Source organism: Alloyangia pacifica, from assembly GCF_020524285.1.
GTDB lineage: Bacteria > Pseudomonadota > Alphaproteobacteria > Rhodobacterales > Rhodobacteraceae > Salipiger > Salipiger pacificus_B.
The window spans coordinates 149752-171393 of the sequence record NZ_JAIVKX010000002.1 but is presented as its reverse complement, the minus strand read 5'-3'; the positions used below and the strand labels follow the sequence as shown (position 1 = coordinate 171393).

The window sequence follows — 21642 nt, the reverse complement described above, 5'->3', positions numbered from 1 at the left end:
GGTCATCCGCCGATCAGCGCGAGCCATGTATCCTCGTCCATCAGCTCGACCCCCAGTTCCTTGGCCTTGGCCTCCTTGCTGCCCGCGCCGGGGCCCGCCACGACGATGTCGGTCTTTTTGGATACCGAGCCCGAGACCTTGGCCCCCAGCGCCTCGGCGCGCGCCTTGGCCTCGGCGCGGGTCATCTTTTCCAGCGCGCCGGTGAAGACCACGGTCTTGCCCGCGACGGGGCTGCCCTCGGTCGCCGGGCGCTCGGCGTCCTGGATGTCCAGATGCGCGACCAGCCGGTCGACCGAGGCGCGCTCGGCCTCCTGGTGCAGCGAGGTGACCAGCGAGACGGCGACGATGGCGCCGATGCCGTCGATGCCCACCAGATCGTCCCAGGCGGCACGCGCCTCGGGCGCGACCTTCGGCGCCTCGGCCCAGACCGCATCCTGCGTTTCCTTGATGCGGGCGCGGCGACCGGCGGAGGCGGCGGCCTTGCGTTCGTCCTCGACGGCGGCCTCGGCCTTGCGGTAGCGCTCGACCGCCGACACCGCCTGATCCACCGCCGCGATCATCGCGTCCCAGCTAAGGTAATGTTTCGCCAAATCCTTGGCGACCACCTCGCCGACGTGGCGCATGCCGAGAGCGAAGATCACCCGGTTGAGCTCGATCTTCCGCTTCTCGTCGATGGCGTCAAAGAGGTTGCTGGCGCTCTTCTCGCCCCAGCCCTCGCGGTTCTTCAGTTGCTGCATGCCGGAGCCGTAGCGCGCCTTCAGCTCGAAGATATCCGCCGGCTCCTTGACCCAGCCGTCGCGGTAGAACTGCTCGACCTGCTTGGCGCCCAGCCCCTCGATGTCGAAGGCGGCGCGGGAGACGAAGTGCTTGAGCTTCTCCACCGCCTGCGCCGGGCAGACGAGGCCGCCGGTGCAGCGGCGCACGGCGTCGCCCTCCTCGCGGATCGCCTCGGAGCCGCATTCCGGACAGGTTGCGGGGAAGACGTAGGGCTGCGCGTCCTCGGGGCGTTTGCCGAGGTCGACGTCGGCCACCTTGGGGATCACGTCCCCGGCGCGGTAGACCTGCACCCAGTCGCCGACGCGGATGTCCTTGGCACCGCCCTCGGGATCGGGGCGGATCACCTCGCCCTTGGCGTCGCGCCCGGCGATGTAATCCTCGTTGTGCAGCGTGGCGTTGGAGACGACGACGCCCCCCACGGTGACCGGCGTCAGCCGTGCCACGGGGCTGAGCGCCCCGGTGCGGCCGACCTGAATGTCGATCGCCTCGAGCCGGGTCCAGGCCAGTTCGGCGGGGAACTTGTGCGCGATCGCCCAGCGCGGCGTCGTCGAGCGGAACCCCAGCCGCCCCTGCAGCGCCAGATCGTTGACCTTGTAGACCACGCCGTCGATGTCATAGCCGAGCGTGGCGCGCTGTTCCTCGATGTTGCGGTAATGCGCGATCATCTCGCGCGGGCCGTCGCAGAGCTGCGTCAGCGGGTTGGTCTGGAAGCCCAGCGCCTGCAGCCGTTCGATCGAGCCCATCTGCGTCTCGCCAAGCGGCGCCGAAAGCTCGCCCCAGGCATAGGCGAAGAAGCGCAGCGGGCGGGCGCGGGTGATCTCGGCGTCGAGCTGGCGCAGCGAACCGGCGGCGGCGTTGCGCGGGTTGGCGAAGAGCTTGCCTCCACGCGCTTCCTGGCGTGCGTTGAGGGCCGCGAAGTCATCGTGGCTCATGTAGACCTCGCCGCGCACCTCGAGCACGGCGGGCGCGCCTTCGAGGCGCTGCGGGATGTCGGCGATGGTGCGGGCGTTGGCGGTGACGTTCTCGCCCACCGATCCGTCGCCTCGCGTGGCGGCCTGCACCAGCTCGCCGTTTTCATAGCGCAGCGAGAGCGAGAGGCCGTCGATCTTCGGCTCGGCGGTATAGGCGAGCCCAGCGCCGTCGGAGAGACCCAGGTAGCGGCGGATGCGCGCGTCGAACTCGTCCACCTCCTCGGGCTCGAAGGCATTGCCGAGCGAGAGCATCGAGACCACGTGGCGGACCTTGGAAAACCCCTCGGCCAGCGGTGCCCCGACCTGTTCGCTGGGACTGTCTTCGCGCTTGAGCTCGGGAAACCGTTCCTCGATCTCGAGGTTGCGGCGCTTCAGCGCGTCATACTCGGCGTCCGAGATCTCGGGCGCGTCCTCGGTGTGGTAGGCGGTGTTGGCTTGTGCCAGGACATCGGCAAGCCGGGCGAGCTCGTCCCGTGCCTCCGCTTCGGTCAGTGCCTCTACCGGTTTCTCCGCCACGTTCTGGGCCATTGCCGCATCCCTTGCTCACGCCTTTTGGCAGACGTGATAGGGCGCGCGGCGGGGCGCGTCCAGAGTCAGGCGTTCACTGCCATGGCGCCAACCGGCGGCTCGGGATCGCGCAGCACGTATCCGCGCCCCCAGACGGTCTCGATGTAGTTCTCATCCCCGGTGGCTTCCGAGAGCTTCTTGCGCAGCTTGCAGATGAAGACGTCGATGATCTTCAGCTCGGGCTCGTCCATCCCGCCGTAGAGATGATTTAGGAACATCTCCTTGGTCAGGGTCGTTCCCTTGCGCAGAGAGAGCAGCTCGAGCATCTGGTATTCCTTCCCGGTCAGATGCACGGGGCGTTCGCCCACGGTGACCGTCTTGGCATCGAGGTTCACCGAGACCTTGCCGGTGCGGATGATCGACTGGGAATGCCCCTTGGAGCGGCGGATGATGGCATGGATGCGGGCCACCAGCTCGTCGCGGTGGAAGGGCTTGGTCAGGTAGTCGTCGGCACCGAAGCCGAATCCCTTGATCTTGTTCTCGGTGTCATCGGCCCCGGAGAGGATCAGGATCGGCGTGTTGATCCGTGCCATGCGCAACTGGCGCAGCACCTCGTGCCCGTGGATGTCCGGCAGGTTCAGGTCGAGCAGGATCAGGTCGTAGTCATAGAGCTTCGCCAGATCGATGCCCTCTTCCCCGAGGTCGGTGGCGTAGACGTTCAGGTTCGCGTGGTTCAGCATCAGTTCGATGCTCTTAGACGTGGTCGGATCGTCTTCAACCAGAAGGATGCGCATGGCCGTCTCCGATTTTCTCTACCCCTGCGCCGAGCCTGTCCCAATTTAGTTAATGGTTCTTTACCCCAGCCGGGAGCACTCTAGAGAAGACGGGCGGTCAATCAACTTTTGACAGAATCTCATAAGGATAGGTCGCGCATTTTTTCTGCGCTTCGGCGCCATGGCTGACCCTAGGGCAGGTGACGCACCGCAGGCGGCCCCGCATACGTGGATTTAAGACCCGAGCCGTTGCCGGCTACCGCGCGTGATTTGCTCAACCTTTAGGTGTCGTGTTCCCGGAAACGCTGCACGAGTGTGGCCTTGAGCGCCTCTTCCCCGTGACTTGCGACGGCCTTGACCCATTCCGCCAGTTCCTCGGCGCTCAGGGCGTAGCGCTCCATCGCCTGTTCGTCGGTCAGAAGCCCGTGCCGCACGGCACGCACCACGGCCGCCTTGCGGGAGGCAACCCAACGCCGCGTTTCCGGATGCGGGAGGTCTGCCCGTGTCATGATCGAGCCGTCAGGCAGCGTCACCGCACGCGGGCCATCGATCTTCTTCAGGTACATGGTCGTCGTCCCGTATGGTCGCACCCTGGTCGCCCTGTCTTGGCAGTCGATCCGCTTGGTCGTCCCCCGTTGTGGCCCCCATGCCCATCTCGTTTACTCGTGAACTGCGCCTGTGTCGCATGCCAGTCTCAGTGGCCCTCTCGCGTGGCCTTCCCCCTGTCGTGCGACGCTCTGTCGAGCGCCACCCTGTCGGGCGCTAGTTCGCTCAGCACTCACCGGCACGGCCGCACTTCTGCGCTGCTGTCACGCGACGCCGCGGGTACTTCGCGCCTTGGTCACTTTGTACTTCGGTCACTCCGTACTTCGGTCACTCGGCACCTCGGTCGCTCTACGCTTCCGTCGCTCTACGCCGAAGTCGCTTTACGCCGCTCTCAGATACACGCCGTCCCAGCTATGGGGGTGACGCATATTGGCCTTGCGTGATTTAACGCTGTCTAAAACGCGCCCTTGTTAGTAAGACGCATTTTCCTATATTCCCCCGGACTCCCGGAGATTGATGATGGCCCTCGATACCCAGACCCTGAACTCGCTTGGCTTTGCGAAATCCCCCGCCGACACGCGGGTGGTCGTCGCCATGTCCGGCGGCGTGGACAGTTCCGTCGTCGCCGCCATGCTGGCCGAGGAAGGCTACGACGTGGTCGGCGTGACGCTGCAGCTCTACGACCACGGCGCGGCTCTGGCCAAGAAGGGCGCCTGCTGCGCCGGCATCGACATCCACGACGCCCGCCGCGTCGCCGAGCAGATGGGCTTTCCCCACTACGTGCTGGACTACGAGAACATCTTCAAGGACGCGGTTATCGACGAGTTCGCCGAGAGCTACCTCGGCGGCGCGACCCCGGTGCCCTGCATCCGCTGCAACGAGCGGGTGAAGTTCAAGGACCTGCTGGAGACCGCCAAGGATCTCGACGCCGACTGCATGGCCACCGGTCACTACATCCAGCGCATGGATGGCGCGGAGGGCCCCGAGCTGCACTCGGCCGCCGATGCCAACCGCGACCAGAGCTACTTCCTGTTCTCCACCACCCCCGAGCAGCTGTCGTACCTGCGCTTCCCGCTCGGCCACCTGAAGAGCAAGGCCGAGACCCGCGAGCTGGCGGCCAAGTACGGCCTGTCTGTGGCCGACAAGCCCGACAGCCAGGACATCTGCTTCGTGCCCGACGGCAACTACGCCTCGGTGATCGAGAAGCTGCGCCCCGGCGCGGCCGAGCCGGGCGAGATCGTGCATGCGGACGGGCGCAAGCTCGGCACCCATAAGGGCGTCATCCACTACACCATCGGCCAGCGCCGCGGCCTCGGCATCGGCGGGCTGGAAGAGCCGCTCTACGTGGTGAAGCTGGATGTCGACGCCAAGCAAGTGGTGGTCGGCCCCAAGGAGATGCTGGCGACCCGCAAGATCCCGGTGCGCGAGATCAACTGGCTCGGGGACGAGCCCTTCACCAGCCGCGACGAATGGCACCTGAAGGTCAAGGTCCGCTCTACCCGCCCGCCGCGCGACGCGATCATCCGCCCGCTCAGCGACACCGAGGCCGAGGTCGAACTGCTCACCCCGGAAGAAGGGGTCAGCCCGGGCCAGGCCTGCGTGTTCTACGCCCCCGAGGGCAGCCGCATCTTCGGTGGCGGCTGGATCTGGCGCGGCTACTGATCGCCGCACCCCTCTTGCTTCAGACACTCCCAGGGCCCATCCTTCCACGCGAAAGGGTGGGCCTTGTCATGTCGTGGCTGAGCCGTCTCACGGAACGCCGGATCCTGAAATCGCTGGCCGAGGGCAAGCTGCGGGGCCTCGAGGGAGAGGGCCACCCGTTGCCCGACCGCAGCGGCGAGGCACATCTTGACCCCGGTGAGGCCATGGGCTTCCGGATCATGGCCGAGGCCGGCGCCCTGCCCGAGGAGATCACCCTCAAGAAGCAGGTTGCCGCGCAGCAGCAGGTGCTGGCGGGGCTGACCGACCCGGAGGCGCGCAAGGCCGCCATGGCCCGGCTGGCCGAGCTTCAGATGAAACAATCCATGGCCGAGGAGGCCCGGCGCCGCTTTCTCCGGGACTAGGTGACCCGCTCGCCGACGGGATAGACCCGCGGCGCCCCGGCGAGTTGACCGGGACAGAGCGGCGGCGACAGCAGGTGCCCCTGACCGGATTCGCAGCCCATGGCCTGCAGGTAGCTGAGCTGGCCCGGCGTTTCGATCCCCTCGGCCACCACGCGTAACCCGAAGCGCCGCGCCATGCCGAGAATGGCCTCGACCACCGCCCGGTCGCGCGGGCGACCGCTGAGGCCCTGCACGAATTGCCGGTCGATCTTCAGGATGTCGATGGGCCAGGTGCCGAGGTGGCGCAGGCTGCCATAGCCGGTGCCGAAATCGTCGAGCGCGATTGCCGCCCCGCGCTTGCGCAGATCGCGCAGCGTCTCGAAGGCCCGCCCGCCGGTCTCGCCCAGCATCACCGTCTCCGGCACCTCGATCACGATCGCCTCCCAGGGCAGGCCGAGGTCCGACAGCAGCCGAGACAGCGATCCGCTGAATTGCCGGTTGTGCAGGTCGAACCCGGTGACGTTGATCCCCATGCGCAGCGGCGCACCGCCGAGCGCGCCACGCGCGGGCAGTCGGCGCAGGACCTCGGTGGCCTGCCGGATCATGCTGCAGGTGAGCTGTTGCGCCAGCACCGCGTTGTCGAAGATCGGGTAGAAGAGCTCCGGCCCCATGACCTCGCCGTTCTCCCCGCGCCAGCGGGCGAGCACCTCGTAGCCGGTGCATTCGCCGGTGGCGAGATTGACCACGGGGTGGAACGCCGGGCCGATCTCGCCCGCAGCCAGCGCCCCCGAGAAATTCCGCGTCAGCTCGCGCAGGCTGAAGCGCAGGTGGCAATGGGGATCGAAGATCACATCCGTGCCCCGCCCCGTCTCCTTGGCGGCGTAGAGCGCCGTATCGGCCTGCTCGAAGAGCGCCTCGAAACTCTCGCTGTGCCGGGGAAACAGCGCGACCCCCATGCTGACGCTGCCCAGGCCCGGCTTGCTTATGGTCTGCGCCATCCGCGCGAGCCCCGCCCGGCAGTCGCGCATCACCTGGCTGAGCACTGTCTCCGCGTCGTCCTGCAGACGCAGAAGCAGAGCGAATTCGTCGCCGCCGATCCGCCCGAGCCGGGTGCCCGGAGGCACGCTGCCGGTCAAGGCCCCGGCGATGGCGCGCAGGTAGACATCGCCGAACTGGTGCCCGTGCAAGTCGTTGATCTGCTTGAAGTGATCGACGTCGAGCAGCACCAGCGCGTGCGGCGTGCGCCCGGCGTTCAGCGCCCGGCGCACCGCCTGCCGGAAGGCATCTGCGTTCTCGAGCCCGGTCAGCGCGTCCTGCATCACGCGCCGCTGCAGGTGCTGCGCGTGCCGCCGCAGCGCGGCCATGTCCCGGGACATGGCGATCTTGGCGCGGCGCTCGACCAGCAGCGCCTCGAGCATCGCCAAGAACCCTTTCGACGCGCGGCCCGCGTCGTCCGCACTTGCGGTCTCGGCATCGAAACCGAGCACGAGGGTTCCGAGGTCCGGCTGCGGCCGCGGTCTGTGGCGCCCCCCGAGGCGCTCGACCACGAACCGCAGACGACGACCTGCCACCTCCTGCTCGAGGTGCCGCGGGCAATCCTCGGGCGCAGGCGCGCCGGGCTGGCGCTCCACGAGACGGTGCAGGCTGTCGGCGAGAGGCCCGCCGAGCGGCGCGGCCATGCGCAGCGCGCGGGGCCCGGCCACCTCGGCCGGCAGATCGACCAGGCAAGCCACCGCCCCGGTCAGCGGCAGCGCCGCTGCGCCGATCCGGTCCAGGAAGGCGTCGAGGTCCGAAACCGGCAGCCTGTCATGTCCGAAGGCGCCGTGGTCCGTCAGGTCACTCATCATGCAGCCGCCCCTGCGCTTGGAGAAAATTCTTCAGTTCTAAAACGAGGGGCCGCGGATGCCCCCGAAACAATGCTCCCGACCGCGAAGCCGGGCCGGTTGGTTCAGGTTTTAGGGAAATACTTAATGAGTTGTTAAGAACCGGCCGCAGCGCGGAGAAATACGCGACCGCGGCACCTCATCGGCTGGCCCGGCACGAAAGGAAAACGCCGCCCGGGAACCGGGCGGCGTCGATATGGCAGTGACCGGACGGAAGCCGCGCCTTGCGGCCCCGGCGTCGCGTCAGAGGTAATCCGAGCGCTGCAGGCCGTATTTGGCCATCTTCTCGTTCAGCGTCCGGCGCGGCAGGCAGAGCTCGTCCATCACCGAGGAGATCGAGCCCTTGTGGCGGCGCATGGTGTTGTCGATCAGCATCCGCTCGAAGGCTTCCACGTATTCCTTGAGCGGCTTGCCCTCGGTGGTCATCACCGGCTGCATGTCCTCGTGGTCGTTCATCAGTAGCGAGGCAATGGTGCCCGTGCCCCGGCGCGACTGCAGAACCGCGCGCTCGGCGAGGTTGATGAGCTGGCGCACGTTGCCCGGCCAGGGCGCCTGCAGCAGCTGCGCCGCCTCCTGCGCAGAGACCTGCGGCGCGTCGCAGCCGTATTCATCCGAGAACTGCTCGGAGAAGCGGGTGAACAGCGTCAGGATGTCCTCGCCGCGCTGGCGCAGCGGCGGCACGGTGATCTTCAGCGCCGCGAGGCGGTAGTAAAGGTCGGGGCGCAGCGCGGTTTCGCAGGTGCGGCCCTCGTCCTGCAGGTTGCAGATCGCCACGATGCGGGTCTCGGGCGGCGTGCCCTGATCGTTGATCACCGACAGAAGGCGCGCCTGCGAGGCGTCCGACAGGCTCTCGATGTCCTCGAGCACCAGCGTGCCGCCGCGCGCTTCCTCGATCGCCGGCAGCCGCGTGTCCTCGGGCTGCATCGGGCCGAAGAGGCGGCGCATCAGCGCGTCCTCGTCCATCGCCGCGCAGGAGATCAGCACGAACTTCTTGCCGGCGCGCGAGCCCACCGCGTGCAGCGCGTGGGCGATCAGCGTCTTGCCGGTGCCGGTCTCGCCGTCGATCAGCACGTGGCCGTCGGCCTGGCCGAGATCGAGCACGTCCTCGCGCAGACGCTCCATGGCCGGGCTCTGGCCGATGAGCTTGCTCATCAGCTGGCCGCCGTCCGAGAGCTCGCGGCGCAGCACCCGGTTGTCGAGCGTCAGGCGGCGCGCATTGGTCGCCTTCTTTGCCAGCTCCGACATGCGATCGGGGTTGAACGGCTTCTCGAGGAAGTCATAGGCCCCGATGCGCATCGCCTCGACCGCCATCGGCACGTCGCCGTGGCCGGTGATCATGATGACGGGCAGCGCAGAGTCGTTGCCCATCAGCTTGCGCAGGAACTGGATGCCATCCATGCCGGGCATGCGGATGTCCGAGATCACGATGCCCGGGTAGTCCGCGCCGACGGCGCCAAGCGCCTCTTCGGCGCTGGAATAGGTCTCGGTGTCATAGCCAGACAGGGCCAGCCACTGGCTGATTGACTGGCGCATGTCCTTCTCATCGTCGACGATGGCGATCTTCATGGCTTTGGTCATAGGGTCTGGTCGCCTTGTGTTGTGGTCTTCTTGCGCGCATCGCGCGGTATCTTACTGGTCATCACCCGCGGCTCACTCTGCCGCAGCCGGGCTTTCGTTCAAGATAGGCAATTGCATCTCGAAAACAGCCCCCCCTTCGGTTCCGTTCCGCGCCGAGAGCCGCCCGCCGAGGTCGGTGACGATCCCCGAGGAGATCGCAAGGCCGAGGCCGGTGCCGTCGCCGGGCTGCTTGGTGGTGTAGAAGGGCTCGAAGAGCGCATCGAGATCCTCGATGCCGTGTCCGTTGTCGCGCACGCTGAGCGTCGCCGTCTCGCCGCTGGCGAGGATGATCTCGATCTCGGGGTTGGCGACGGACTTGGTGGCGTCGATGGCGTTGCGCAGCAGGTTCACCAGAACCTGTTCGATGCGCATGCGGTCGCCCATCACCATCACCGGCAGATCGGGCAGGATCTTGGAGATCCGCACCCGCCGCGCCTTTAGCTGCGGCTCCATCATCGACAGCGCCGAGGCCAGCGCCTCGCCCATGTCGACCGGCACGAAGTTCGCCTGCCCCTTGCGGGCGTAGCTCTTGAGCTGGCGGGTGATCGCCCCCATGCGCTCGATCAGGTCGTCGATGCGGGAAAAGGCGGTCATCGCCTCCTCGGGGCGGTTGCGCTTGAGCAGCAGCCGCGCGCCCGCGAGATAGGTCTTCATCGCGGCGAGCGGCTGGTTCAGCTCGTGGCTGACCGCGGCGGACATCTCGCCCAGCGCGGCCAGCTTCGAGCTCTGCTCCAACGTCTGCTCGGCGCTGGCGAGATCCTTCTGCACCTTCTCGCGCTCGGCGATCTCGCGCTGCAGCCGGGCGTTCAGCGCGCGCAGCTCGACGCTCTCGCGCTGGAACAGCGCCATGCGCAGCGCCGTTTTCCGGGACAGCGCGTAGAAGGCCAGCGCAGTCAGCAGGGCAAAGCCCATGATCTCCAGCGCCAGCACCGCGTTCACCTTCTCGCGCACCGAGGCGTAGGTGGTGAAGGTCGCCATGGTCCAGCCGCGGAACGGAATGCGCCCGTCGATGCGCATCACCGCCTCGCCGCGCAGGTAGGCATCGGCGGGCAGCGCGGTCCAGTCGGCGGTGGCCTTGATGGCGCGTTCGATGGCGTTCTCGGCGGGCTGCTTGGCCAGCGCCTCCTCCATCGTCAGCCCGCGCCAGCGCGGCTCGGTGGCGAGGATGATCCGGCCCTCGGAGTCGAGCACCGCGACGGCATCGGTAATCCCCGCCCAGGCGCGCTCGAACTTGGCCAGATCGACCTCGACCATGATCACGCCGATGGCGGAATTCTGGCTCTCCATCCGGCGCGAGTAGGTGAAGGCATAACCGCCCGCCTCGCGCTCCTGCACGGTGAAGACGGTGGTATTGGCGCGCAGCGCGTCGACGTAATAGGCCTCGGAGCGGTGGTTCGAGCCGAGCCGGTTGCGGTCGGTCGCCGCCACGGTGCGCCCGTCGCGGTCGAGCAGCATGAGCGAGGCGGCGCCGATCTCGTCGACATAGGAGATCAGCCGCTGCGTCGACTGGCTGAAATCGCCCGAGTTCAGCGCGCCGATCAGCGCCGGGTCGCGCGCCAGCAGCTGCGGCACGATGGCGTTGCGGCGCAGCTCGGAGAGGATGTTGCCGGAATAGAGCGCCAGCCGCAGCTCGGCGCGGTTGCGCGTCGAGGCGGTGGAGCGGTCGGTGAGCAGGACGTTGGTGATCCACACCGTGCTGACCGCCAGCACCAGCAAAAGGATAAGCGCCGCCCGCACCCGCCAACTCAGCGGGCCCGAACGCCGTCTGTCTTTCTTGTCACTCGTGGGCTCCGACATGGCGCCCAACTTACGCCGGGCGCCCGGTCGGCTCAAGCGGTGCCGGTCAAGCCTCGGCGAGAGCCGCCGTCAGATTGGCGAAAAGACGCGCACCGTCCTCGTTGCCCTGCGACGGATCGCAGGCCCGCTCGGGGTGCGGCATCATCCCCAGAACACGGCGGTTTTCGGACAGGATGCCCGCGATGTCGCGATCCGCGCCATTGGGGTTGTCGGTGTAGCGGAAGGCCACGCGCCCCTCGCCTTCCAGCATGTTCAGCGTCGCCGCGTCGGCGGTGTAGTTGCCGTCGTGGTGCGCGATCGGGATGCCGATCTTCTCGCCCATCTCGTAGCCGCGGGTGAAGACCGACTGGCTCTCGGCCACTTCCAGACCCACGGTACGGCAGATGTACTTGAGGTTGGCGTTGCGCAGCAGCGCCCCCGGCAGCAGCCCGGTCTCGGTGAGAATCTGGAAGCCGTTGCAGACGCCGAAGACGTAGCCGCCGCGCTCGGCGTGGGCCTTCACGCCGCGGCAGATCGGCGAGTTGGCGGCAATGGCGCCGCAGCGCAGGTAGTCGCCGTAGGAGAAGCCGCCCGGCAGGCCGACGATGTCGACGCCCGCGGGCAGCGCAGTGTCCTTGTGCCAGACCATCTCGACCTCGAGCCCGGCCTGTTCGAAGGCCATCTTCAGATCACGATCGCAGTTCGATCCGGGGAAGACGATGACGGCGGCTTTCATGGGCACTCTCCTGAACGGCCTTGCGGCGCGCTGCGGCGCCGCCCCCGCGTCAGCGGGTGAAATCGGTGATCACGGCCACGCCCGGAGGCGTCGGCCCGTTGAACGCCGCCAGTTCCGCCCCGGCCTGGCTGAGGGGAATCTCGCGCGCGATAAGCGGGCTCATATCCACCTTTCCGCGCGTAATCAATCCAAGCAGCGACGGATAGCGGTGCGAAGGCATGCCGCGGGTGCCGTAAAGCGCCAGGTTGGCCATGTAGACGGCGTTCATGTCCACTTCCTGCACCGCGTGATGACCGACCGGCATGCCCACCTGCACGTGCCGCCCCAATGGACGCAGGCAGCGGATCGAGGCGTTGACGGTCTGCGGAATCCCCAACGCCTCGACGCTCACATGCGCGCCGCCGCCGGTGATCTCCTTGATCTTGGCCGCCGCGTCTTCCTCGGCGGCATTCACCGCCGCATCCATGCCGAGCGAGAGCGCATGGTCGAGCTTTTCCTGCACCACGTCCACGACCACCACATGCGCCCCCAGCGCGCGGCCCAGGATCGCCGCCGAAAGCCCGATGCCCCCGGTGCCATGCACCGCCAGCCACTCGCCACCCTGCAGCGCCGCGCGCCCGGTGAGCGCATGCCACGCCGTGGTCACCCGGCAGCCGAGCCCCGCGGCCAAAGTGGGCGACATGCCCTCGGGCAGCCGCGCGAGATTGAAGTCGCGCGGCACGGCGACGTATTCGGCAAAGGCGCCGGGCTCGACGAATCCTGGCAGGCGCTGGTCGAAACAGGTGTGCTGATGCCCCTCGCGGCACTGCGGGCAGGTGCCGCAGGCCAGGATGAAGGGCGCGACGAGCTTGTCGCCGACCTGCCACTGCGAGCCCGGCCCGGCCTCGACCACCTCGCCGCAATATTCATGCCCTTGAATCTGCCCCGGCTTCACCCGCGGATGCTCGCCCGACCAGCCGTGCCAGTCCGAGCGGCAGACGCCGCAGGCCAGCACCTTCAGCACCACGCCGTCCGCCGGGCACTCCGGCATCGCAACGTCTTCGATGGACAGGTCGGCGTTATACTCTCTCAGCACCGCGGCGCGCATGGGACATCTCCTCCAGATTCTGCGATCACAGAACGACAGCTGCCCGGCAAAGGCAAGCCCTCCCGATCTCGTGCCCCTGCCTGTCGAACCTGTCCCGCACGCGCCGCGTCCGACCGCCCCTCCCTGCCTTCTTCTCTTTCGAAATACGCCGGGGGTGAGCCGCGCAGCGGCGAGGGGGCAGCGCCCCCTCTCCTGCTCCGCCCCCCGCCATCCCCACGCAGCCCTTGAGCAATTGCCCGCGCGGCGATACATCTGCGGCCCTGACCAGAGGACGATATCCATGCCCATCAAGCTGCCCGAAGACCTTCCCGCCTACGACGTGCTCTCGCGCGAGGGCGTGATGGTCATGTCCGAGGACAGCGCCTCGCGGCAGGACATCCGGCCGCTGCGCATCGCGCTGCTCAACCTGATGCCCAAGAAGATCCAGACCGAGAACCAGTTCGCGCGCCTCATCGGGGCGACGCCGCTGCAGATCGAGTTCAGCCTGATCCGCATGACCGAGCACCAGACCAAGAACACCGCCGCCGAGCACATGGAGGCCTTCTACCGGCCGTTCTCCGAGGTCGAGGCCACCGGCGAGAAGTTCGACGGGCTGATCATCACCGGGGCGCCGGTCGAGCACCTGGAGTTCGACGAGGTCACCTACTGGGACGAGCTGCGCCGCGTCTTCGACTGGAGCCAGACCCATGTGCACGCCACCTTCGGCGTCTGCTGGGGCGGCATGGCGATGATCAACTACTTCCACGGGGTGAAGAAGCACATCCTCGATCACAAGGCCTTCGGCTGCGTGCGCCATCAGAACCTCGCCCCCGCCTCGCCCTTCCTGCGCGGCTTCTCCGACGACATGGTGATGCCGGTCTCGCGCTGGACCGAGATGCAGCGCGCCGAGATCGAGGCCGCGGGCCTGCCGGTGCTCATCGACTCGCCCGAAACCGGCCCCGCGCTGGTCGAGGACAAGGCGCATCGCGCGCTCTACATCTTCAACCACCTCGAGTACGACAGCACCACGCTGAAGGACGAGTACGACCGCGACGTCGCGGCCGGCAAGCCGATCAACGTGCCGGCGAACTACTACCCGAACGACGACCCCGGCCAGAAGCCGCAGAACCGCTGGCGCAGCCACGCGCATCTGCTGTTCACCAACTGGATCTCGGAAATCTACATGACCACGCCCTTCGACGTCTCCCGCATCGGCAGCGAGTCCACCGACTGGCGCGCCGCGGCGAAGGTCGGGGCCTGAGCCATGTGGCAGGCGCTGCTGCCGGTTGCCGCGCTGGTTCTGGCGGGCTGCGGGCTGACCGGCAGCAAGGCGGCAAAGGAAGAGGCCGCCGCGGAAGCGGCCTTTCCGCCCGAGGGCGACTTCCTGCAGGTGGACGGCCGCCGCGTGCATTACGTCGAGGCCGGCTCCGGCCCGGCGCTGGTGCTGATCCACGGCGCCAGCGGCAACCTGCGCGACTGGACCTTTGACACCGTCTCCCGCCTGAGCCTCGACTACCGCGTCATCGCCTTCGACCGCCCGGGGCTGGGCTACACCGAGGCCGAGGCGGATGGCGACAGCATCTTCGAGCAGGCGCAGCTGCTCTCCGCCGCCGCCGCGCAGCTCGGCGCGACGCGCCCGATCGTGCTCGGCCAGTCCTACGGCGGCGCGGTGGCGCTGGCCTGGGCGGCCAACCACCCCGAGCGGGTCTCGGCGCTGGTGCTGCTGGGCGCCGCCTCGCAGCCCTGGGACGGCGGGCTGCCCTTCTTCTACAAGGTGACCGCGGGCCCGCTCGCGCCGCTGGCCAATCCCGCCATCGCCGCCTTCGCCCCCGATGCCAAGGTGCAGGAGGCGATCACCGAGGTCTTCGCCCCCAACCCCGTGCCCGCGGGCTACGCCGCGCATATCGGCGCGCCGCTGACCCTCCGGCGCGAGAGCCTCGATGCCAACGCCCGCCAGCGCGCCAGCCTGAAGGCCGAGATCCGCGCCCTCGCCCCGCGCTACCCGGCGCTCGACCTGCCGGTGGAACTGATCCACGGCGAGGCCGACACCACCGTCGGGCTGCAGATCCACTCGGTGCCCACGGCGGCACAGATCCCCGGCGCCAACCTCGTCACCCTGCCCCGCGTCGGCCACATGCCGCAGCACGTCACCCCGGCACAGATGGACGCCGCCATCGCCCGCGCCGCGGCGCGCGCGGGTTTGCGCTAGGCGCGGCGACACGGCATATTGACCGAGAGATTTCAACACGAAGGACCCAAGCCCGTGTCCAAGCCCTTCGACGGCGCGATCAGCGCCTATTTCGAGAAGCAGGCCCCCAAGGAAATCCGCGAGGCCATCCGCCGCGCCGACAAGGATGACATCCTCTCGGCCAGCTATCCCTATTCCGAGGAGATGAAGGGCAAGGCCTACGACAAGCAGCTGAAGGCGCTGCAGATCGAGCTGATGAAGCTGCAACGCCACGTGAAGGAGAGCGGCGAGCGCATCGCCATCCTCTTCGAGGGGCGCGATGCCGCCGGCAAGGGCGGCACGATCAAGCGCTTCCGCGAGAACCTCAACCCGCGCGGCGCGCGTGTCGTGGCGCTGAGCAAACCCTCGGACACCGAGGCGACGCAATGGTACCTCCAGCGCTACATCGACCACCTGCCCGCGGGCGGCGAGATCGTCTTCTTCGACCGCAGCTGGTACAACCGCGGCGTGGTGGAGAAGGTCTTCGGCTTCTGCACCGAGGCGCAGCGCGAGCATTTCTTCGCCCAGGTGCCCGACTTCGAGAAGATGCTGGTCGAGGAGGGCATCAAGCTCTTCAAGTTCTGGCTCAACGTCGGCCGCGCCGAGCAGCTGCGCCGCTTCCTCGAGCGCGAGAAGGATCCGCTGAAGCAGTGGAAGCTCTCGTCGATCGACGTCGAGGGGCTGAAGCTCTGGGACGACTACGGCGCGGCGATCCAGGAGACGCTGTCGCGCAGCCATACCCCCGCCGCGCCCTGGACGGTGATCCGCTCGGACGACAAGAAGCGCGCCCGCATCGAGGCGATCCGCCACGTGCTCACCCATCTCGACTATGACAACAAGGACGAGCGCAATGTCGGCGCGCCCGATCCCAAGATCGCCGGGGGCCCCGAAGTCTGGGATGGCTAAACGCGGCTACCACCACGGCAATCTCCGCCAGGCCCTGGTCGAGGCGGCGCTGGAACTGATCGAGGAAAAGGGCCCGACCGGCTTCACCCTGTCGGAAGCGGCGAAACGCGCCGGGGTCACCCCGGCCGCGGTCTACCGGCATTTCTCGGGGCGCGAGGATCTGATCGCCGAGGCGGCGCGGCAGGGCTATGAGATCTTCGGCGACCTGATGCAATACGCCTATGACAGCGGCCAGCCCTCGGCGCTGGCGGCCTTCGAGGCGACGGGCCGCGCCTATCTCGCCTTCGCCCGCCGCTACCCCGGCCATTACATCGCCATGTTCGAAAGCGGCGTGTCGGTGAACCACTCGCCCGAGCTGGCCGCCGCCTCGCGCCACGCCCGCGGCGTGCTGGAGAAGGCCGCCGCCGACCTGTCGCAGCACATCCCGCCGGAAAAGCGCCCGCCCGCCTCGATGTTCTCGGCCCATATCTGGGCAATGAGCCACGGCGTGGTCGAGCTCTTCGCGCGCAACTCGCCCGGCACCCAGTCGCCCTTCCCCGCCGACGAGCTGCTGGAGACCGGCATCGGCATCTACCTGCGCGGCCTCGGCCTCATCCCGCCCGACGCCTGACCCTTCGTCGAGACCCAAATATCGCCGGGGGAGCCGCGCTGTGCGCGGCGGGGGCGGAGCCCCCTCACTTAGGATTTGCCGCGCCGTGCGCGGCGGGCCGAGCCCCTTCACTTTTGATTTGCCGCGCTGTGCGCGGCGGGGGCAGCGCCCCCTTTCATCCCGCCTCAAGGACCGCGACATGACCCAAAAGACCTTCTACCTCGGCCTCGGCGGCCAGAAATGCGGCTCGACCTGGATCCAGGCTTACCTGAACCGGCAGCAGGGCAGCGACTTCGGCCGGCTGGGCGAGTACCAGGTCTGGGAGCACCAGCTCGGCGGCGTCTTCGCCCGCTACAAGGTGCCCGTGCCGCCGCTGAAAGAGCGGCTGCGGGCACGGCTGAAGACCTCCGTCGGGGCCGATGAGCCGGCGCAGCACCTGCGCTGGCGCCTGCAGGCGGACCCCGAGGCCTATTTCGACTATTTCGCCGGCCTGCTGGCGCGTCCCGGCATGGTCCGGACCGGCGACATCACCCCCTCCTACGCCGCGCTGCCGCCCGAGATGCTGGCGCGCATCAGGGATGGCTTCGTCACGCGCGGCATCGCGGTGAAGGCGATCTTCTCGATGCGCGACCCGGTGGACCGGCTGCGCTCGCACATGCGCATGGAGATGGCCAAGGAGCGGCTCGCCGCCGAGGAGAGCAACGCCGCGCCGCTGCGCGCCTTCTATGCCACTGCGGAGGCCGAGGCGCGCAGTCGCTACGACCGGACGATCGCCGCCATGGAGCAGGTGTTTGCCCCCGAGGACCGCTTCCTGTGCCTCTTCGAGGATCTCTTCACCCCCGAGGGGATCGCCGCGCTGTCCGGGTTCGCCGATGTCCCCAGCGATCCGTCCCAGGGCGGACAGGCGGTCAACGCCCGGGCCAAGGGCTCGGGCAGGCTGCACGAAGACCTTCTTGCCGAGATCGCGGCGCATTACCGCCCCGCCTATGAGGCCGCCGCCGAGCGCCTGCCGCAGGTGCGCGCGCTCTGGCCCTCGGCCCCCTACGCGCTCACCATCGCATGAGGCCGAGCTCGACGAGCTGCTCCGGCCCCTCGTAGCGCCGCGAGTTCTCGTCGAGAAAGCCATCCTCCACCCCGTCCATCTTCTCCAGGAGCTCGGCGTAGTAGCGATACTTCGCGGCGCCATTGGCATGTGCGCCCCAGGAGATCGCGCGGTCGATCTTGGCCGCGAATTCGGACGTATAGACGAAATGCGCCAGCGTCAGCAGGATGGTCTGCGAGGGCGGCTGGGTGGCGTTGTGGGTGTCGATCATGCCGCTGTGCTTGCTGCGCAGGACCATCGGGGTCTTGTGCCGGGCAGCCTTCTGGAAGCTCTGCGCCTTGCGCACCCGCGAGGGCATGTAGATGCGGTGCCAGCCGCGGCGCTCGACCCTCGGCTTGACCGCGTAGCGCTCGAACAGCCGGGCGGTCTTGCTCTCACCGACCAGTTCCGCGCCTTGCGGCGACAGCTCCACCAGGCGCTCCGCCTGGAAATAGGGATAGGCCTCGAGCAGCCCGGCGAAGCTCTGCGGCAAGGGCCCCGCGAGCCCGCCCACCGAAGCCGGGAAGAATTCCACCACCGAGGCCACCGCCGCCGCTGCGCCCTCGGCCTTCAGCCGCGCGGCGATCTCCTGCAGCGAGTTGACCCCGGGCGGCAGGAAGAGGAACTCGTCGGCGTCGACATAGGTGACATAGGCGCCGTCCATCCACAGGTGCGGCAAGGCGATCTTGTAGAAGGTGCCGGCACGCTGCATCCGCGGCGCCGCGCCCTCGAGCTGGATCTCGATCTCGTCGCCATAGGGCAGCCACATGCTCACAACGCAGCAGTCGGGCTGCGCCTCGAGCCACGCGTGCGTGCCGTCGTCGGAGCGGTCGTCGATGATCAGGAACTGCTCGACCCCGATGCGGCGGTAGTAGTCGAAAAACGCCGGGCAGAGCGCCATCTCGTTGCGGACGATCGAGAAGATCGTCAGCTTGTCCGGATCGACCGGGCGCGAGACGCTCTCCACCAGCTCGGCCACGCGATCGATTGTGTATGGCGCCATGTCGGGCCCCCTCTTGCCGAGATCATCCGCAGCGCGCCGGCCCGCGGTGAGCGGCCCGCCTGCGCTTCCGGGTCAGCCCAGTCCTAACGCCTGCACCGCAAAAGCAAAAGGCCGCTCCGGAGAGCGGCCTTCGCAAAATCGTATCGAGACGCGGATCAGCGCTTCGAGAACTGGAAGCTGCGGCGTGCCTTGCGCTTACCGAACTTCTTACGCTCGACGACGCGGCTGTCGCGGGTCAGGAAGCCTGCGGCTTTCAGAGCGCTGCGCAGCGACGGATCGTAGAGCTGCAGGGCTTTCGAGATGCCGTGCTTGACTGCACCGGCCTGACCCGAAAGACCGCCGCCCTTGACGGTGGCGTAGACGTCGAACTGGTCTTCGACGCCGGCGATGGTGAAGGGCTGGCGCAGGATCATCTGCAGCACGGGGCGAGCGAAGTACTTCGACTGCTCCTTGCCGTTCACCACGACCTTGCCGGAGCCCGGCTTGATCCAGACGCGGGCAACCGCGTCTTTCCGCTTGCCGGTCGCGTAGGAGCGGCCGAGCTCGTCACGGACGGGCTCACGCGGGGTTTCGACTGCCTCGGGTGCGGTCTCGATGCCGGCTGCGGTGCCGAGCTCTTCCAGGGAGTTGATCTGTTCGGCCATGATTACACCCGGGTGTTTTTCTTGTTCATCGACTTGACGTCCAGCACTTCAGGCGACTGTGCCTCGTGCGGGTGCGCCGCGCCTGCGTAGATGCGCAGGTTGGTCAGTTGCTTGCGCGACAGGCGGTTGCCCGGGAGCATACGCTTGACGGCCTGGAACACGACGCGCTCGGGGTGTGCACCCTCGAGGATCTGGGCCTTCGTGCGGGACTTGATGCCGCCCGGGTGGCCGGTGTGCCAGTAGAAGTTTTCTTCACGCTTCTTGCCGGTCATCTGCACCTTGTCGGCGTTGATGACGATGACATTGTCGCCCATGTCCATGTGCGGGGTGAAGGTGGCCATGTGCTTGCCGCGCAGACGCATGGCGATGATCGAGGCAAGACGGCCGAGAACGACGCCGTCCGCGTCGATCACGATCCATTTCTTCTCGATGTCTGCAGGAGTCGCAGAGAAGGTTTTCATCGTGGGTGCCCTTGAGCTGTTCAAATGGGACCCGCCTGGGGGGTCCGAATTCCGATGGGCGGGTTATAAGCACGAGAGCGGCGCAGTCAAGCGCCTTGATTTGCGGTTTACTTAGATATTTCAATATCTTGCAAAAACGGTATCTAATTACCCCATAGAATCTTGCGCGAAGTCCCCCCGCAGCCCTCCTGTCAGACGAGGATCTGCTCCGGCGGATCGTCCAGCAGCCGCCGCAGCCGCAGGATCGCCTGCTCGAACTCGGCCAGCGGCACCTGGGCGTTCATGCCGATGCGCACCGCGTGCGGCGCGAAGGAATCGCGCAGGGCGAAATCCTCGGCGGCGCGCACCTGCACGCCCTGCGCCTCGGCCGCCATGCAGAAGGCCGCGGCGCGCCAGCCCTGCGGCAGCCGCAGCCAGACAAAGGGCGCCTCCTCGCTCCAGCGCAGCTCGTGCCCGCCGAGGAAATTGACCGTGCTGCGCACGTAGAGCGCGTTGCGCTCGCGCACGGCGCGGACGATCTGCCGGGTCTCCTGCCGCGCCAGCACGTCGGCCAGCAGGTCGGCCAGCGGCAGCGCCAGCCCGAAGAACCCGTATTCCGCCGCCCGCCGCAGGTCGCCGCGCCGCGCCCGCGGCGCGATGGCGAAGCCCACCCGCAGCCCCGGCGTCAGCGTCTTGGAAATCGACGAGACGAACCAGCCCAGGTCGGGCAGCATCGCCCGGTAGCTCTCGCAGCGCGCCTGCCCGAGAAAGGTGCTGTCGTCCTCGAGGATGTGCAGGCCGCAGCCGCGCGCCACCTCGGCGATCTCGCGGCGCCGCTCCGGCGGGGTGACGATTGTGGTGGGGTTGTGCAGCGCCGGCGAGGTACACAGCAATTGCGCCTCGTGCTTGCGCGCCAGCTCGCGCAGCGCGTCGGGGCGGATGCCGTGCTCGTCCATCGGCACCGGCACTGCGTCGGCGCGCAGCAGTTCGGCGGCGCGGCGAAAGCCCGGGTAGCACAGCTCCTCGACCAGCACGACCGGGCGCCGCCCGCGCAGCACCGCCTGCATGACCAGCGAGATGCCGTTCTGCGCGCCGTGGCTGAGCACGAGGTCCTCGTGGTGCACCTGCCCCAGCGGCACATCCGACAGCCACTCCAGCGCCACCTTTCGAGCCGGGGCGAAGGCCCGACTGGTGGGATAGTCCATCAACCCCGGCGCCGGGCGGGCGGAGATTCGCGCCAGCGCCTCGCGCACCAGCGCCACCTGTCCGAGATCGGGGATGCGGCCGGTGAACAGGCTGACCATGCGGTCGCCGGACTCCGAGACCTCGCGCGGGCCGCTCTCGATCAGCAGTGGCGCGGCCTTGTCCACCTCGCCCTGAACGAAGGTGCCGCGCCCGACCTCGGCCATCAGCACGCCTTCGTCCGTGAGGAGTGTATAGGCCCGCGCCACGGTGCCCGGCGTCATGCCAAGCCGCCACCCAAGCTCGCGCACCGGCGGCAGACGCGTGCCCGGCGACAATTGCCCCTGCGTGATGCCATCCCGCAAAGCGTTTGCGAGGGCACGATATTTCGGTCCGGATGCCTGATTTTCGAACAGCTCGAAAATTGTATCGGTGACAATGTTTTGCTCGACGGTCATTAGGGCACAATGTATCAATCTCAGCATGAGATCAAGATAATTGTACCGATACAACACTGGAGACACACCGATGGCACATGCCGCACACGCCCCGTACCTCGCCTATCTCGACGCGCAGAAACCGCTGCCGCCGTTTGCCGCGCTGGCGCTTCGCGTTGCGGTGGTGACCGCGCAGTGGTCCGAGCGTCGCCGCACCCGCCGTGCGCTGACCGACCTCGATGATCACCTGCTGCGCGACGTCGGGCTCGAACGGCACGTCGCTCTGAAGGAGGCGCGCCGCAAGTTCTGGCAGGGCTGATCCCCGGACCTGACAGGACCTCTTCCCCTGGGCGCGAGGCACCCCCTCGCGCCTTTTTTCAAACCCGAAGCCACGGTCACTCTGCCCCTGCTCCACGCTGCGCCGGCGGACCTGCCGAGC

The 21642-nt window shown here is 67.9% G+C and carries 20 protein-coding genes; 8 read left to right on the top strand and 12 right to left on the bottom strand.

Features of this window, described 5'->3' with window-relative positions; translation table 11 throughout:
• Window positions 1-2: 2 nt before the first annotated feature.
• From ligA to LC039_RS01660, 3 genes are all read right to left on the bottom strand, one after another.
• Window positions 3-2276 carry an NAD-dependent DNA ligase LigA gene (gene ligA, locus LC039_RS01670; RefSeq protein ID WP_226621325.1) on the bottom strand — a complete coding sequence of 758 codons (2274 nt, stop codon included), beginning with the start codon at window positions 2274-2276 and terminating at the stop codon, window positions 3-5.
• A gap of 65 nt (window positions 2277-2341) precedes the next feature.
• Entirely contained in the window at window positions 2342-3049 is a 708-nt protein-coding gene (gene ctrA, locus LC039_RS01665) for a response regulator transcription factor CtrA (protein WP_226621324.1), read from the bottom strand.
• A gap of 260 nt (window positions 3050-3309) precedes the next feature.
• Window positions 3310-3594, bottom strand: a complete 285-nt coding sequence (locus LC039_RS01660) for a DUF1153 domain-containing protein (RefSeq protein WP_226621323.1) — start codon at window positions 3592-3594, stop codon at window positions 3310-3312.
• 499 nt (window positions 3595-4093) lie between these two features.
• Between LC039_RS01660 and mnmA the strand changes: the two genes are divergently transcribed.
• Window positions 4094-5236: a tRNA 2-thiouridine(34) synthase MnmA gene (gene mnmA / locus LC039_RS01655; protein WP_226621322.1), complete on the top strand. Its 1143-nt coding sequence runs from the start codon at window positions 4094-4096 to the stop codon at window positions 5234-5236.
• A 68-nt stretch (window positions 5237-5304) separates the two neighbouring features.
• A complete protein-coding gene (locus tag LC039_RS01650; protein ID WP_226621321.1) occupies window positions 5305-5637 on the top strand; it encodes a DUF1992 domain-containing protein in 333 nt (110 codons plus the stop codon).
• On the opposite strand, the gene LC039_RS01645 is transcribed toward LC039_RS01650, so the two are convergent.
• The 5 genes from LC039_RS01645 to LC039_RS01625 all read right to left on the bottom strand — a co-directional run bounded on the left by LC039_RS01645 (window position 5634) and on the right by LC039_RS01625 (window position 12715).
• Window positions 5634-7460 carry a putative bifunctional diguanylate cyclase/phosphodiesterase gene (locus LC039_RS01645; protein WP_226621320.1) on the bottom strand — a complete coding sequence of 609 codons (1827 nt, stop codon included), beginning with the start codon at window positions 7458-7460 and terminating at the stop codon, window positions 5634-5636. The genes LC039_RS01650 and LC039_RS01645 overlap by 4 nt on opposite strands.
• Window positions 7461-7742: 282 nt before the next feature.
• A complete protein-coding gene (locus tag LC039_RS01640) occupies window positions 7743-9077 on the bottom strand; it encodes a sigma-54-dependent transcriptional regulator (RefSeq protein WP_226621319.1) in 1335 nt (444 codons plus the stop codon).
• 72 nt (window positions 9078-9149) lie between these two features.
• Window positions 9150-10913, bottom strand: a complete 1764-nt coding sequence (locus tag LC039_RS01635; RefSeq protein WP_226621318.1) for a sensor histidine kinase — start codon at window positions 10911-10913, stop codon at window positions 9150-9152.
• A 46-nt stretch (window positions 10914-10959) separates the two neighbouring features.
• Entirely contained in the window at window positions 10960-11628 is a 669-nt protein-coding gene (gene purQ, locus LC039_RS01630; protein WP_226621317.1) for a phosphoribosylformylglycinamidine synthase subunit PurQ, read from the bottom strand.
• 49 nt (window positions 11629-11677) lie between these two features.
• The gene (locus LC039_RS01625) at window positions 11678-12715 is read right to left on the bottom strand and encodes a zinc-binding dehydrogenase (protein WP_226621316.1); all 1038 of its coding nucleotides are present in this window, start codon (window positions 12713-12715) and stop codon (window positions 11678-11680) included.
• A gap of 280 nt (window positions 12716-12995) precedes the next feature.
• Between LC039_RS01625 and LC039_RS01620 the strand changes: the two genes are divergently transcribed.
• The 5 genes from LC039_RS01620 (at window position 12996) to LC039_RS01600 (ending at window position 17479) form a co-directional block, all read left to right on the top strand.
• Window positions 12996-13955, top strand: a complete 960-nt coding sequence (locus tag LC039_RS01620) for a homoserine O-succinyltransferase (protein WP_226621315.1) — start codon at window positions 12996-12998, stop codon at window positions 13953-13955.
• Window positions 13956-13958: 3 nt separating this feature from the next.
• A complete protein-coding gene (locus tag LC039_RS01615; protein ID WP_226621314.1) occupies window positions 13959-14903 on the top strand; it encodes an alpha/beta fold hydrolase in 945 nt (314 codons plus the stop codon).
• Window positions 14904-14957: 54 nt separating this feature from the next.
• Window positions 14958-15827 carry a polyphosphate kinase 2 gene (gene ppk2, locus LC039_RS01610; RefSeq protein ID WP_226621313.1) on the top strand — a complete coding sequence of 290 codons (870 nt, stop codon included), beginning with the start codon at window positions 14958-14960 and terminating at the stop codon, window positions 15825-15827.
• Window positions 15820-16437, top strand: coding sequence for a TetR/AcrR family transcriptional regulator (locus tag LC039_RS01605; protein WP_226621312.1), 618 nt, complete (start codon window positions 15820-15822; stop codon window positions 16435-16437). Before ppk2 ends, LC039_RS01605 begins: the two co-directional genes overlap by 8 nt.
• A gap of 178 nt (window positions 16438-16615) precedes the next feature.
• Entirely contained in the window at window positions 16616-17479 is an 864-nt protein-coding gene (locus LC039_RS01600; RefSeq protein WP_226621311.1) for a sulfotransferase family protein, read from the top strand.
• On the opposite strand, the gene LC039_RS01595 is transcribed toward LC039_RS01600, so the two are convergent.
• The 4 genes from LC039_RS01595 to LC039_RS01580 all read right to left on the bottom strand — a co-directional run bounded on the left by LC039_RS01595 (window position 17466) and on the right by LC039_RS01580 (window position 21224).
• Window positions 17466-18500 (bottom strand): glycosyltransferase family 2 protein, encoded by a 1035-nt coding sequence (locus tag LC039_RS01595; protein ID WP_226621310.1) that lies wholly within the window; start codon window positions 18498-18500, stop codon window positions 17466-17468. The two genes, LC039_RS01600 and LC039_RS01595, sit on opposite strands and share 14 nt — an antisense overlap.
• A 155-nt stretch (window positions 18501-18655) precedes the next feature.
• Window positions 18656-19144: a 30S ribosomal protein S9 gene (rpsI, locus tag LC039_RS01590; RefSeq protein ID WP_226621309.1), complete on the bottom strand. Its 489-nt coding sequence runs from the start codon at window positions 19142-19144 to the stop codon at window positions 18656-18658.
• Window positions 19145-19146: 2 nt separating this feature from the next.
• Complete coding sequence (rplM, locus tag LC039_RS01585) at window positions 19147-19605, bottom strand: 50S ribosomal protein L13 (RefSeq protein ID WP_092420721.1); 459 nt, start codon at window positions 19603-19605, stop codon at window positions 19147-19149.
• Between the two features lie 191 nt (window positions 19606-19796).
• A complete protein-coding gene (locus LC039_RS01580; RefSeq protein ID WP_226621308.1) occupies window positions 19797-21224 on the bottom strand; it encodes a PLP-dependent aminotransferase family protein in 1428 nt (475 codons plus the stop codon).
• A gap of 70 nt (window positions 21225-21294) precedes the next feature.
• Here LC039_RS01580 and LC039_RS01575 point away from each other — a divergent pair, with 70 nt between their 5' ends.
• A complete protein-coding gene (locus LC039_RS01575) occupies window positions 21295-21522 on the top strand; it encodes a DUF1127 domain-containing protein (RefSeq protein WP_226621307.1) in 228 nt (75 codons plus the stop codon).
• Window positions 21523-21642 lie beyond the last annotated feature (120 nt).